Source organism: Bradyrhizobium sp. 2TAF24 (assembly GCF_052115025.1).
Lineage (GTDB): Bacteria > Pseudomonadota > Alphaproteobacteria > Rhizobiales > Xanthobacteraceae > Bradyrhizobium_A.
The window spans coordinates 537,630-551,540 of the sequence record NZ_JBFRFW010000001.1 but is presented as its reverse complement, the minus strand read 5'-3'; the positions used below and the strand labels follow the sequence as shown (position 1 = coordinate 551,540).

At 65.9% G+C, this 13,911-nt stretch carries 11 protein-coding genes; 9 read left to right on the top strand and 2 right to left on the bottom strand.

From position 1 onward, the window contains the following. Positions 1–9 precede the first annotated feature (9 nt). The 4 genes from AB4Z37_RS02415 (at position 10) to AB4Z37_RS02400 (ending at position 4,747) form a co-directional block, all read left to right on the top strand. Positions 10–1,746 (top strand): glycosyltransferase family 39 protein, encoded by a 1,737-nt coding sequence (locus AB4Z37_RS02415; protein ID WP_441515072.1) that lies wholly within the window; start codon positions 10–12, stop codon positions 1,744–1,746. Positions 1,747–1,878: 132 nt separating this feature from the next. Then, positions 1,879–2,334, top strand: a complete 456-nt coding sequence (locus tag AB4Z37_RS02410) for a GatB/YqeY domain-containing protein (RefSeq protein WP_441515071.1) — start codon at positions 1,879–1,881, stop codon at positions 2,332–2,334. A 99-nt stretch (positions 2,335–2,433) separates the two neighbouring features. Next, positions 2,434–4,044, top strand: a complete 1,611-nt coding sequence (locus tag AB4Z37_RS02405; RefSeq protein WP_441515070.1) for an acyl-CoA synthetase — start codon at positions 2,434–2,436, stop codon at positions 4,042–4,044. Between the two features lie 85 nt (positions 4,045–4,129). Continuing rightward, on the top strand, positions 4,130–4,747 hold the full coding sequence (locus tag AB4Z37_RS02400; RefSeq protein WP_441515069.1) for a LysE family translocator: 618 nt from the start codon (positions 4,130–4,132) through the stop codon (positions 4,745–4,747). A 20-nt stretch (positions 4,748–4,767) separates the two neighbouring features. On the opposite strand, the gene AB4Z37_RS02395 is transcribed toward AB4Z37_RS02400, so the two are convergent. Further along, positions 4,768–5,574 carry an N-formylglutamate amidohydrolase gene (locus tag AB4Z37_RS02395; protein WP_441515068.1) on the bottom strand — a complete coding sequence of 269 codons (807 nt, stop codon included), beginning with the start codon at positions 5,572–5,574 and terminating at the stop codon, positions 4,768–4,770. A 171-nt stretch (positions 5,575–5,745) separates the two neighbouring features. Here AB4Z37_RS02395 and AB4Z37_RS02390 point away from each other — a divergent pair, with 171 nt between their 5' ends. The 5 genes from AB4Z37_RS02390 to AB4Z37_RS02370 all read left to right on the top strand — a co-directional run bounded on the left by AB4Z37_RS02390 (position 5,746) and on the right by AB4Z37_RS02370 (position 12,208). Next, positions 5,746–6,147, top strand: coding sequence for a gamma-glutamylcyclotransferase family protein (locus AB4Z37_RS02390; protein ID WP_441515067.1), 402 nt, complete (start codon positions 5,746–5,748; stop codon positions 6,145–6,147). A gap of 121 nt (positions 6,148–6,268) precedes the next feature. Beyond that, positions 6,269–8,257 (top strand): DNA primase, encoded by a 1,989-nt coding sequence (gene dnaG / locus AB4Z37_RS02385; RefSeq protein WP_441515066.1) that lies wholly within the window; start codon positions 6,269–6,271, stop codon positions 8,255–8,257. Positions 8,258–8,487: 230 nt separating this feature from the next. Further along, a complete protein-coding gene (rpoD, locus tag AB4Z37_RS02380; RefSeq protein ID WP_441515065.1) occupies positions 8,488–10,611 on the top strand; it encodes an RNA polymerase sigma factor RpoD in 2,124 nt (707 codons plus the stop codon). Positions 10,612–10,781: 170 nt separating this feature from the next. Further along, the gene (locus AB4Z37_RS02375) at positions 10,782–11,591 is read left to right on the top strand and encodes a lytic murein transglycosylase (RefSeq protein ID WP_441515064.1); all 810 of its coding nucleotides are present in this window, start codon (positions 10,782–10,784) and stop codon (positions 11,589–11,591) included. Positions 11,592–11,596: 5 nt separating this feature from the next. After that, positions 11,597–12,208, top strand: coding sequence for a LysE family translocator (locus tag AB4Z37_RS02370; protein ID WP_441515063.1), 612 nt, complete (start codon positions 11,597–11,599; stop codon positions 12,206–12,208). Between the two features lie 30 nt (positions 12,209–12,238). Here the strand turns inward: AB4Z37_RS02370 and AB4Z37_RS02365 are convergent, their stop codons facing one another. Continuing rightward, complete coding sequence (locus tag AB4Z37_RS02365; protein ID WP_441515062.1) at positions 12,239–13,909, bottom strand: adenylate/guanylate cyclase domain-containing protein; 1,671 nt, start codon at positions 13,907–13,909, stop codon at positions 12,239–12,241. Positions 13,910–13,911 lie beyond the last annotated feature (2 nt).

Genomic DNA, 13,911 nt, shown 5'->3' with positions numbered 1-13,911 from the left:
CAAAGTTGGATGATTTTGAGCCGGTCCGGCTTGCCCTGTGCGGGACACAATCATACACAACCTTACCGGGCGTTAATCTTTTGGGACGGCTCTTTCGTGACTTCAAACGTTGGGACCTCGGCGACCTCGCCGACGGCGCTGCCACGCTCGCGCGTGGCCTGGCGACGGCCGTTTGAGGCATGGCTCGATGGCATCGAGGCGGGGTGGGCAATCCCGCTCCTGCTTGTCATCTTTGTTGCCGTCTGGATGGGATTCCTGACTCTCGCCTACGTCAATGCCGACCTGCACCCTGATGTCCTGGAGACCTGGTCGGTCGGGCGGACGTTCGAATGGGGCAATCCCAAGCACCCGCCGCTGATGGGCTGGATTGCGTATCTCTGGTCGCAACTCTTTCCGCTCGCTGACTGGTCGTTTCACCTGCTGGCCATGATCAACGCGGCACTCGCGCTGTGGGTGGTGGACCTGATCGCGCGGCGCTATGTGCGCGGCGACAAACGCATCATCGTGCTGCTGCTGCTGATGCTGGTGCCGGCCTATCATTTCCATGCGCAACGCTTCAACGCCAACAGTGTCCTGCTGGTGCTGTGGCCGCTGGCGGCCTATTGCTTCCTGCGCTCCTACGAGACACCGCGCAGCGTGCGCTGGGCTGTCGCCGCCGGCATCTGCGCGGCGCTCGCCATGCTCGGCAAATACTATTCGGTCTTCCTGATCGGCGGGTTCGTGGTGGCCGCCGTTCTGCATCCGCAGCGGCGGGCCTACTTCACGTCGTGGGCGCCGTGGCTTTCGACCGTTGCCGGCCTGCTGGTCCTGGCACCGCATCTGCACTGGCTTGTGGCGAGCGACTTTGCGCCGTTCACCTATGCGGAGACCGGGCATACCGGGCGCGGGCAGTGGCTCGCCGTGCAGGAGGCCAGCAAGTTCCTGCTCGGCATTGTCGCCTACTTCATCGCGCCGGCCTTTGCATGGCTGCTGATGATCCGGGCGAGCCTGCGCCGGTTTGGCGATGATTTGCGGCGCATGCAAGCCGCGCCTCGCCTGCTGCTGCTGGTGTTCGCCGGCACGGTGGTGCTGCCGGTGGTCGTCGGCGTCGCGCTCGGCGCCGACCTGCCGGCGCTATGGCATCTGCAGGGGTTGTTTTTCGTCGTCGTGGCCGTCGTGATCGCCACGTCGTTCGCGGTCGATCGGTTCGATACGGTCAATCTCGCCGTAGTGCTGCTGCTGCTGTCCGTGGTCACGGTCGCGGCCGCGCCGTTCCATTCGATCTACCGCAATACCGAGGGCTACAAGGAGGGCCGGCATTTCTACCGGCTCGCGGCCGAGGAACTGACCCGGCAATGGCATGCCCTCGCGGCGACACCCCTGCCAGCTGTGAGCGGTGACGACAGTCTGGCGTTCGCGACGGCGTTTTATAGCCCCGATCATCCTTTTTACGGACGGCCGTTCCGTCTCCAATATGCCTGGTCGTTGCCGCCTCAGCGCAAGCTCGACCGGGGGTGGGCCGCCCTGTGCTTTCGTGACGACGCACCTTGCATGGGCTGGATGCAGCGACTGGAAACCGAACAGACGCATTTCGTCCGCACGGAATTCACCTTGACGGCGACACTCTGGGGGCGACCCGGGACCAGCGCCACCGTCGTTGCCATGATGGCCTTGCCACGCACAACTGACGCCGCGCCCGCGGCGCCCGGCGCGCAAGCGCCGAAGGATGTCAGCGCCAGCCGGCGGCGGGAGGCTCCTGGGCCGTGATGTCGGCGGCGGCCGGCGGTCTGCACGGACGGTTGTGCCTGGGGGGAAAACCCACTAGATCGTCGAGGGAGCCGGTTCCGTGCGGTTGTGCGAATGTCCGCCCGGTCGGCGCCGTTTTCTGAGGAGACGATCATGCTGCGCGACAACATCAACACGGCGGTGAAAGAGGCCATGAAGGCCAAGGACGAGCGCAAGCTGTCCACGCTGCGCATGGTCAATGCGGCGATCAAGAATGCCGACATCGAAGCCCGCGGCCAGGGTAAGCCGCCGCTGAGCGACGACGATCTGCTCGGCCTGCTGCAGAAGATGATCAAGCAGCGCCAGGAGTCGGTTCTGCTTTATGACAAGGGCGGACGCGCCGAGCTTGCCGCGCAGGAGCGCGAGGAAATTGCGGTGATCTCGGCCTACCTGCCGAAGCAGATGTCCGACGACGAGGTCAAGGCCGCCATCGCCGCCGTGATCCAGGACACCGGCGCCGCGGGCATCAAGGACATGGGCAAGGTGATCGCCGCGCTCAAGGCCAAGTACGCCGGGCAGATGGATTTCGGCAAGGCCAGCGGTCTCGTCAAGGCGGCGCTCGCGGGATAGTCTGCAGTGCGGTGGACCTGACATTCGCAAAAGAGCCTGCCGCAATGCGATGCGAATGTTAGAACCGGGACACCAGGTGCCGTGCGGGAGGTTCTCGTCATGCTCACCGAAACCGACGACTACGAACATCTCGCCGCCGACTTCCGCTGGTCCGTTCCGGCGCAGTTCAACATTGCCGAGGTCTGCTGCGACCGTCATGCCGACGGTCGCAATCGGCTTGCGCTGATCGATGTCGACGAGGCCGGGGGCGTGCGCCACGTCTCCTTCGACCAGATGGCTTCGTGGTCACGGCGCTTCGCCAACGTGCTGCGCGCCGACGGGCTGTCGCGCGGCGACCGGGTCGCCGTGTTCCTGTCGCAGTCGGTCGAGCTCCCGATCGTGCATCTGGCCGCGTTCCGCTCCGCACTGGTGTCGGTGCCGCTGTTCACGCTGTTCGGCGAGGACGCGCTGGCGTTCCGTCTCGCAAACAGCGGCGCGAAAGCGGTCGTCACCGATCAAACGGGTTTCGAGAAGCTCGCGCGAATCCGCGATCAGCTGCCCGATCTCCAGCACGTCTACGTCATCGCCGACATCCCGCCTGCCGGCACGCGATCGTTCTGGCAGGCCATCGCAGATGTCCCCGACGCGTTCGCCAATGTCGCGACGGCGGCGGACGATCCGGCGATCATCATCTTCACGTCCGGCACCACCGGCAATCCGAAAGGGGCGCTGCACGCGCACCGGGTGCTGCTCGGCCATCTGCCCTGTGTCGAGATGGTGCACGACTTCTTTCCAAAGCCCGACGACGTGTACTGGACCCCGGCCGACTGGGCCTGGATCGGCGGCCTGTTCGATGCGTTGTTTCCGGCGTGGTATCACGGCGTGCCGATCGTGGGCTATCGCGCCCGGAAGTTCGAGCCGCAGGCCGCCATGCAGCTGATGGCGGACCACAAGGTGCGCAACGTATTCCTGCCGCCGACCGCGCTCAAGCTGATGCGCCAGGCCAATGTCAACCATGCGGATGTCCGCCTGCGCAGCATTCTCACCGGTGGCGAGTCGCTCGGCGCCGCACTGCTCGGCTGGGTGCGCACGACGTTCGGCATAGACGCTCACGAGATCTATGGCCAGACCGAGTGCAACCTGGTGGTCGGCAACAACGCACGGCTGTTTCCGATCCGTCCGGGATCGATGGGACGGGCGATTCCCGGCTTCGATGTGCGCATCGTCAACGAGCAGGGCGAGGAGCTGCCGCGCGGCAGCCGCGGCATCATCGGCGTGCGGCGGCCGAACCCCTGCATGATGCTCGAATACTGGCGCAATGCGCAGGCGACCGCGAAGAAATACGGTGGCGATTTCCTGCTGACCGGCGATCTCGGCATCCAAGATGCCGATGGCTACTTTTGGTATGTCAGTCGTGAGGACGACGTCATCACCAGTGCTGGCTATCGCATCGGCCCGTCGGAGATCGAGCACACGCTGCTCAAGCATCCGGCGGTGGCGCTCGCGGCGGTGGTCGGCGTGCCCGATCCGATCCGCACCGAGGCGATCAAGGCCTGGATCGTGCTGCGGCCCGGCTTCAGCGCCGGTGATGATCTGGCGCGTGAGATCCGGGATTTCGTCAAGGTCCAGCTCGCCGCCCACGAGTATCCCCGCCATGTGCAGTTCGTCGACAGCCTGCCGATGACCGCGACCGGCAAGGTGCTGCGCCGCGAGCTGCGCGAGCGCGGCTGAGCGCGGCGCGCCTGCGCCACCGTCGGCGCTGGCGCGGCTGTCGATGGTGCGCTACGCTTTTGTTTCTCGAAGCCGGGGACTTTCCATGTCGCTGCAGCTCTATCTCGCCTATGTCGCCGCCTGCATCGCGCTGGCATTATTGCCGGGGCCGGTGGTGACGCTGGTCATCGCCAATGGCCTGCGCCATGGCACCCGTGCCGCGCTGATCAACATCGCCGGTGCGCAGGTTGGGCTCGCGATCGTGATTGGCATTGTCGGGATCGGGCTGACCTCGCTGATGGCGACCATGGGCTACTGGTTCGACTGGGTGCGGTTCGCCGGCGCGGCCTATCTCGTCTGGCTGGGCATTAAGTTGATCCGCTCACCGAACCTGCTGGAGACGTCGGACGCCCCACCGCCTCCGCCGCGCGGCGGTTTTTTCCTGCAGGGGCTTGTTGTGCTGCTGAGCAATCCGAAAGTGATGGTGTTCTTCGGGGCGTTCCTGCCGCAATTCATCGACATGGACCAGGCGCGCTTCCCGCAGATCGTCCTGCTCGGACTCACCTTCATGGCGACCGTTGCGGTGTCGGACGCGACCTATGCGCTGCTGGCCGGCCGGGCGCGGACACTGCTGTCGGCGCGGCGGGCCCGTCTGCTGTCGCGCGCTTCCGGCGGTTTCATGATCGGCGGCGGCATCTGGCTGGCCCTGTCGCGGGCGCGCTGAGCAGGGCACGGCGCCGATCGTTACACCGGAAGATGCTCGGCGCCGAACACCGCCTCGATCTCGGTCAGAATCCGCGCCAGCCGCTCGGCCCACTGCTCCTGGCCAAACGGTTCGTCAATCAGGTCCTGGCGAATCTCGATGCCGGTGTTCATCAGTCCGCGCCGTTCGCCATGCACCGGGATGGTATAGTCGGTCGCGTCGCTCACCGCATAAGGCTCGTTGTCACCGACCACCAGATCGCCTTCCTTGCGCAGCAATTGCAGCAGCAGTGGCGGCAGGCGGGTGTTGCGATGATACAGCGTGCCGACATGCCATGGGCGCTTGATGCCCGCATACACCGGCGTGAACGAGTGCAGGGAGACCAGGATGGTGGGGCGCCTGTCCTGCTGCCGCTGGCCAAGCACGGTTTCGATCCGGCGGTGATACGGCGCGAAGATGGCGCTGCGGCGGGCGTCCGCCGCCTCGCGGGTCAGGCCTTCGTTGCCGGGTATGGTCGTCGCCTCGCTGATCATCGGAATGGACGAGGGGGCCTCCCACGGGCGGTTGCAGTCGATCACGAGGCGGGAGTAGCGCTGCGCGATCAGGTGGGCGTCCAGCATCCTGGCCAGCGCTGTCGCAACGCCGGCGATGCCGATATCCCAGGCGATGTGGCGGACAAGCTCTTCCTCGGGCAGGCCGAGCTGGCCGAGAGCCCGCGGGATCAACCGCCCATAATGATCGCAAGTGAAGACAAAGGGAGATCTGCCGTTGTCGTTGACCTCCAGGACCGGCGGGACTTCGTCGTCGGCGAGAAGGTTCGATCGCGATATCACCGTGTCCAAGCTCATTCCTGTCCTGCCGTCTGCGTCGCTTGCGGGTCTGCTGCAGAATGCGCCAATTCGGGAAACAGTCTGCCTCAGATTCGCGCCGCGGCAATCGCGGGTTTGAGTCTAGGATGTTTCGACCTTGATGTCATGAATGTGGCGGAGCCGGCATGGCTCGCTGGAGCGTTCGGCAGGATGACCGTTCACCTCTTCGTCTACGGCACCTTGATGCGGCGGGCGCGCCATCCAATGGCAGCGCTGCTCGCCGCGCATGCGGATTTCGTCGACGAGGGGCAGTATGCCGGGCGGCTCTACCGGGTGGCGCACTATCCCGGCGTGGTGCCGTCGGAGCGGCCCGGCGAGGTGGTGTTCGGGGATATCTATCGCTTGCGCCATCCGGAGCGGCTGCTGCGGCGGCTCGACGTTTATGAGCAGGCCGCGTTCCAGTCGCGCCGGCCGGTGCAGTATGTCCGTGCGCTGCAGCCGGTAACTCTCCGCGACGGCGCCACGCTGGATGCCTTCGTCTACCTCTACAATCGTCCGGTGGCCGGTTTGACGCGGATCCGCCGGGGACGGTTCTTGCCGGCCCGGCGATAGCAGGGGCCGCCGGGGAACGGGCCGGGGTGCCTGTGGACGGCCGTGGACAACCGGCCGGGCTATGGCTCCCATGGCCGCGTGCCTATATGGATGGTCGGTTGCCATCCCAGTTGTCCGTGCCATGCGCTTTACGCCTCAATTTCTCGAAGAACTGCGCGAGCGGCTTCCGGTCTCGGAAGTCGTGGGGCGGCGCGTCAAGCTGAAAAGGGCGGGGCGCGAGTGGAAGGGGCTGTCGCCGTTCCAGCAGGAGAAGACGCCCTCCTTCACGGTCAACGACCAGAAGGGCTTCTATCACGACTTCTCCTCCGGCAAGCACGGCAACATCTTCGATTTCGTGATGGAGACCGAGGGGGTGAGTTTCCCCGAGGCGGTCGAGCGGCTGGCGTCAATGGCCGGGGTGGCGCTGCCGGCGGCGACGCCTGATGCCGTGCGGCACGAGCAGCGCCGCCGCACGCTCCACGACATCATGGACATGGCGGCGGTCTATTTCGCCGAGACGCTGGCTTCGCGTGCCGGCGCCAAGGCGCGCGGCTATCTCGCCGATCGCGGCATCTCGCCGGCGACACAGCTGCAGTTTCGCCTCGGCTACGCGACGCCGGAGCGGTTCGGGCTGAAGGAGCATCTCGGCAAGGCCGGCGTATCCGCAGACGACATGGTCGAGGCCGGTCTGCTGATCGGCGGCAGCGACATTCCCGTGCCCTTTGATCGTTTCAAGGACCGGGTGATGTTTCCGATCGGCGATCACCGTGGCCGCGTCATCGCGTTCGGCGGACGGGCGCTGCAGAAGGACGTTCCGGCGAAGTACCTGAACTCGCCGGAAACGCCGCTGTTTCACAAGGGCGACAACCTCTACAATTTCGCGCCCGCGCGCCAGGCCGTCCACAATGGCGCGCCGTTGATCGTGGTCGAGGGCTATGTCGACGTCATCGCCATGGTGACGGCCGGTTTCGGCGGTGCGGTGGCGCCGCTCGGCACCGCGCTGACCGAGAACCAGCTCGCCCATCTCTGGAAGATGGCCGACGAGCCGATCCTGTGCTTCGACGGCGACAAGGCCGGGCAGCGGGCGGCCTATCGCGCCGCCGACATCGCGCTGCCGCACCTCAAGGCCGGCAAGAGCCTGCGCATCGCGCTGCTGCCGGAGGGGCAGGACCCCGATGACCTCGCCCGTGCCGGTGGCCGGGCCGCCATCGAGGACGTGATCGGCGCCGCGCGTCCGCTTGCCGACGTGTTGTGGGCGCGCGAGCTCGAGGGCGGCAATTTCTCGACGCCGGAGCGGCGTGCGGCGCTCGAGGCCCGCATCGGTGAACTGACCAACAGCATTCGTGACGAGGTGGTGCGCCGCTATTACCGTCAGGATCTGGTCGAGCGGCTGCAGCGGACCTTCGCGCCGGAAGGCCGCGGCTACGGCCGGGGTGGTGGCGGCGAATCGGGACGTCGATTCGCACCGCGCGGGCCTGCCGGGGGCGGCCGGCGCGAGTTCCAGGGAAATCGTCAACAGCTTTCCACCGCCTGGACCCTGGGCCGCGGGGCCTATCAGCCGGCAAGCCCGCAGCTTGCCCAGAGCCCGCTGATGCGCGGGCAACGGACGGCGCTGTCCCGCCGCGAGGCCTTGATCCTGCAGTCGCTGATCAACCATCCCTGGCTGCTCGACGACCATCTGGAGGAGGTGGCGGCCCTCGAGCTCGCCCACCCGGAGGCCCATCGGCTGCGGGCAGCGATCATCGCCGCCTTCGCCCATGATCACCATCACAGCCCGGACCCGGCGACGCAGAGCGACAAGCTGCGGGCGGATCTCGTAAAAGCTGGATTTTCAGAGCTTGTTCAAAGGGTTGAGAAATCCATCACGACCGGGGCGGTGTGGGGCGCGCAGCCCGGGGCCGCGGCGGGCGACGTGCTGGCAACCTGGCGTCAATTGATTGTCTTGCATCGTCAGTGGCACTCCCTACTTAGGGAGCTGAAAGACGCCGAGCATGCCCTGGGCGAGGTGACCAATGACGCCAACTATGCGTGGCTCAACGACGTCAAGGCTCGGCTTTCAGAAGTGGACGGTACGGAGGCCCTGATCGAGGGATTCGGCGAGTCCTCCGGGCGGTTCCAGCGATCGGTCTGAGCGGCAGGCCGGCCCGGAGCGCAGGAACCGCAATAAAGACTCGCAAAATGGACGGTTTGGACGCAAAAACAGGGTTAAGTGGCGCTTAACGGCGCCCGGGCGAGAGTGGCGACATCGATTCGGGGTGGCGTTGGGATGACGCCGCCCTTTCCGCATCAAGGGCGGATGGTACAGCAGGGCAGCGAGGGCGGTGACGCCCCCGTGGGTAATGCGCGTTTCAGGAGCAGTGAATGGCCAGCAAGGCGAAGACGGCGCAAATCAAGGAAAAGGACAAGGACGAGAAGGTCGCTGACGCGCCGGAGAAGGATTCCTCTGAAGCGCCTGGCCCGTTGCTCGACCTGTCCGACGCCGCCGTCAAGAAGATGATCAAGCAGGCGAAGAAGCGCGGCTTCGTCACCTTTGATCAGCTCAACGACGTGCTGCCGTCCGACCAGACCTCGCCCGAACAGATCGAAGACATCATGGCGCTGCTGTCCGACATGGGCATCAACGTCATCGAGTCCGAGGACAGCGACAACGACGACGAGGACGCCAAGGAAGAAGCCGACGACGAACCCGATAACGATCTCGTCGAAGTCACCCAGAAGGCTGTCACCGAAACCAAGAAGTCCGAGCCGGGCGAGCGCACCGATGACCCCGTGCGCATGTACCTGCGTGAGATGGGCACGGTCGAGCTGCTGTCGCGCGAGGGCGAAATCGCCATCGCCAAGCGCATCGAGGCCGGCCGCGAGGCGATGATCGCGGGCCTGTGCGAGAGCCCGCTGACCTTCCAGGCCATCATCATCTGGCGCGACGAGCTCAACGAAGGAAAGATCTTCCTGCGCGACATCATCGACCTCGAGGCGACCTATGCCGGTCCCGAGGCGAAGGGCGGCGTCAGTGCCGCCGGCAATGGCGAAGCGGGCGCTGAAGGCGCCGAGAGCACCGAGGCCGACGCGCCGTCGCTGGTCGCCCCGCCGGCGGCGCCGCCGGCCGCCACCCCGTTCCGTCCCGCCGCCCAGCGCGGCGCGCCTGCCGAAGGCGGCGAGAAGGATCCCGGCGAGGCTGCGGCCGAAGCCGACATGGACGACGACGAGTTCGAGAACCAGATGTCGCTCGCGGCCATCGAGGCCGAGCTGAAGCCGAAGGTGGTCGAGACCTTCGACAAGATCGCCAGCGAGTACAAGAAGCTGCGCCGCCTGCAGGAGCAGGACATCCAGAACCAGCTGCAGAACGAGACGCTGTCGCCGGCCCAGGAGCGCAAGTACAAGAAGCTCAAGGACGAGATCATCGTCGAGGTGAAGTCGCTGCGCCTCAACCAGGCCCGCATCGACTCGCTGGTCGAGCAGCTCTACGACATCAACAAGAAGCTGGTGTCGTATGAGAGCCGCCTGTTCCGCCTCGGCGACAGCCACGGCGTCAGTCGCGAGGATTTCCTGCGCAACTACCAGGGCTCCGAGCTCGATCCGCGCTGGCTCAACCGCGTGTCGAAGCTCGCCGCCAAGGGCTGGAAGAATTTCGTCGCCCACGAGAAGGATCGCATCCGTGAGCTGCGCCATGAGGTGCAGCAGCTTGCCGCGCTGACCGGCCTTGAGATCGGCGAGTTCCGCCGCATCGTGCTCAGCGTGCAGAAGGGCGAGCGCGAAGCGCGCCAGGCGAAGAAGGAAATGGTCGAGGCCAACCTGCGCCTCGTGATTTCGATCGCCAAGAAGTACACCAACCGCGGCCTTCAGTTCCTCGACCTGATCCAGGAAGGCAACATCGGCCTGATGAAGGCGGTCGACAAGTTCGAGTACCGCCGCGGCTACAAGTTCTCGACCTACGCCACGTGGTGGATCCGGCAGGCGATCACCCGCTCGATTGCCGACCAGGCGCGCACCATCCGCATTCCGGTGCACATGATCGAGACGATCAACAAGATCGTGCGCACCTCGCGCCAGATGCTCAACGAGATTGGCCGCGAGCCGACCCCCGAAGAGCTCGCCGAGAAGCTCGGCATGCCGCTGGAGAAGGTGCGCAAGGTTCTCAAGATCGCCAAGGAGCCGCTGTCGCTCGAGACCCCGGTGGGCGACGAGGAAGACAGCCATCTCGGCGATTTCATCGAGGACAAGAATGCGATCCTGCCGATCGACGCGGCGATCCAGTCGAACCTGCGCGAGACCACGACGCGCGTGCTTGCCTCGCTCACGCCGCGCGAGGAGCGCGTGCTGCGCATGCGCTTCGGCATCGGCATGAACACCGATCACACGCTGGAGGAAGTCGGCCAGCAGTTCTCGGTGACGCGCGAGCGCATCCGTCAGATCGAAGCCAAGGCGCTGCGCAAGCTCAAGCATCCGAGCCGCTCGCGCAAGCTGCGCAGCTTCCTCGACAACTGAGATCGGCTCCTGATATTCGGGACAAGACAACGGCGGCCGCAAGGTCGCCGTTGTTGCGTCAGGGGCAGGCGTCTTGGCCCTTGCGCGAGGTGACCTCTCGAAGGCTGGAACAAGACGTGTTAGAAGTCGCCCCGTTCGCATGACGTACGCATCGAAAGGACCGGTTCGACATGATCAGGCTGCGCTTCGCCGTCATCCTCGGGATGCTCGTGGCGTCTTTGCCCGCCCAGGCCGCGCAATGCGGCGGGGATTTCCGGACATTCGTCACCAGCATCTCCCGTGAGGCCGCGGCCCAGGGTATCTCGCAGGGCGTCATCGATGCAGCGCTTGGTGGCGTCACCCAGGACCAGGGCGTGCTGGCGTTCGATCGTCGCCAGCGCGGCACCTTCAAGAAGTCGTTCGAGGATTACGTCGCGACGCGGGTCGGCCCGGGACGGATCAAGACCGGGCTTGCGATGATGCAGCGGCATGCGTCGCTGCTGTCGCGCATCGAGCGCGAGTTCGGCGTGCCGCCGCAGATCCTTGTTGCGATCTGGGGGCTGGAGACCGATTTCGGCGCCGGCGACATGGGCAAGCTGCCGGTGTTCCGGGTGCTGGCGACCATGGCGCACGACTGCCGCCGCACCGATCTGTTCCAGGGCGAACTGCTTGCGGCACTCAAGATCGTGCAGCGTGGCGACCTCGGCCTGCGCGACATGATCGGTGCCTATGCCGGCGAGATCGGCCAGACCCAGTTCCTGCCGTCGTCCTACATCAAGTACGGCGTCGACTATGACGGCAATGGCCATGTCGACCTGCGCCACAGCGTGCCGGACGTGCTGGCATCGACCGCCAACCTGCTGAAGACCAATGGCTGGCGTGCCGGCGGGGGCTATGACGAGGGATCGGCGAATTTCGAGGCGATGCGCGAGTGGAACAGGGCAGTCGTCTACCGCAAGACCATCGCTTATTTTGCTGACCGTCTGGCACAAGGGCACTGATCATCATGAGTCTGGAATTCGTCATTACGTCGTTGATCGTGATCGCCTCGCCCGGCACGGGCGTGCTCTACACGCTGGCAACCGCGCTGTCGCGCGGGGCGCGCGCGAGCGTGGCGGCGGCGTTCGGCTGTACGCTCGGGATCGTGCCGCACATCGCCGCGGCGATGCTCGGCCTTGCCGCGGTGCTGCACACCAGCGCGCTTGCGTTCCAGGCCCTGAAATGGCTCGGCGTGCTGTACCTGCTCTATATGGCCTGGCAGGCGCTGCGTGAGCGCGGCGCGCTGCAGGTCGACGAGAACGTGCGGGTGGGTTCGCTGCGGGAGACCATCGTCACCGGCTTTCTGATCAATATTCTCAATCCCAAGCTGTCGATTTTCTTCCTGGCGTTCCTGCCGCAGTTCATCCAGGCCGGCGAGTTGCATCCGCTGCTGCGCATGCTCGAGCTCGGCCTGATCTTCATGGCTCTGACATATGCGGTGTTCGTGGTGTATGGCCTCGCCGCGGCGCGGGTGCGCAGCCGCGTGATCAGCCAGCCGTCGGTCATGACGTGGCTGCGCCGCGCGTTCGCCGGCGGCTTCGTGCTGCTGGGCGCCAAGCTCGCGCTGGCGGAGCGCTGACCCCGGGCCGCAACGTCCCGGGTCGGCGGTTCACGCCGGTTCCGGCACGCGTTGCAGCGCATAGAACTGCACCTTGGCCGCGCGTCCTTTGACGGCGGCCTCATGCAGCGTTTCCAGATTCATGTCGAGGCCGGCGGCATCCGCGGCCTGGCGGGAAACGATGAGCGGGCAGTTGTAGTCCTTGGTCAGGCTTTCCAGCCGTGCGCAGGTGTTCACGGTGTCGCCGATCGCAGAGATGATCTGCGAGTTCGGCGGTCCCATGGCGCCGACGATGGCTTCATTAAAATGGATGCCGATGCCGATCCGGAGCGGCTGCGGCAGCTCGGCGGACATCTCGTGATTGAGGCGGTCGAGGCGAAGCAGCATCTCGCGGGCACCGCGGAGGGCGTCGGCCGCGCCGCGGGTGCTGTCGCCATCGAGGCCATAGAGCGCCATCAGGCCGTCGCCGGTGAACTGTGAGTAGTGGCCGCCGGTCACTTCCAGCGCGCTGGTCATTTCCCGAAAGAAGCGGTTGAGCAGGAACAGCACATCGTAGGGCATGCGGGTCTCGCTGATGCTGGTCGATCCGCGCAGGTCGACGAAGATCACGGTGATCAGCCGTTCGCTGCCTTCGAGCCCGCCGCGAGCCGCGCCGTCGGCCGCGGATGCGTCTGCCGACAGCAGCGGCAGCACGGTGATGTCTGCGACGGGATGGATCTGGCAGGCCAGCCTGGTTTCCGGCGAAGCGTGGATGCGCATCAGCGCCTTGGCCTCGAGGGCGTCCGGCGGCGGCAGGTGCTCCAGGCCGCGGGTCACCAGCACCCGGCAGGTCGTGCAGCGCGCCCGGCCGCCGCACACGGCGGCATGGGGAATGCCGTTGTCGCGCAGCGTCTCGAGTACGCTGGCGCCGGGCTGCACCACGCAGCGCCGCCCGCTGGCGTGGGTCACTGTCGGTGGACGGCGGCGGCGGTAGAGCGCGCCGCGCATGCCGCGGGTCGCGAAGGGGAGCAGAGTCAGCAGAATGTGACCTGCCATCACCGCGAACGCGATGTCGGCGAGCGCATGCCTGCTGGCCTCGGAAATGTTGGAATCAGCTTCGGCGATCTGCGTGAACTCCGGATTCCTGTCGGCTTCGCGACGGACCTGGTTGCCGGTGGTGACAAAGCCGGCGAGCGCCAGCGTGGGCAACAGCAGCGCGACCGGGCGCAGAAGCGGCAGCGCCGTGGGAAACCAGGGTTTCAGGCGCAGCCAGAAATGAACGCCGATGCAGGCGTGGGTCCAAACCACGAGGATCGCCGTGAACTGCAGGACTGCGAACAGCGGCTGGCGGACCCACCAGGAGACCAGGGCCGACACGTAATACGGCGTGGTGTCGAACGCGAGCTCGCCGATCCTGGTATCGACGACGTGCAGCGCCACCAGCAGGGGAATGCTCAAGCCGAGCACGAGTTGCCATAGCTCCCACTGTGACATGCGGAGCGAGCGGCGGCGGTAGATCGACCACAGCGCGTTGAGGTAGTGCACGGCGGCGGCTGTCGCCAGCACCGCTGTGCCTGCGAGCGTTTTCCACGGCGCCATCAGCGCAGTGAGCGCGGCCTCCCCGAACGGAATGGAGATCAGCAGGCAGGCGTGGGCCATAAAATGGCAGATGACGAAGGTCAGCAACGTGAGGCCGCTGGCGAGGCGAAGGTTGGCGCGCAGCAGCGACGGAGTGAGGGGCATTC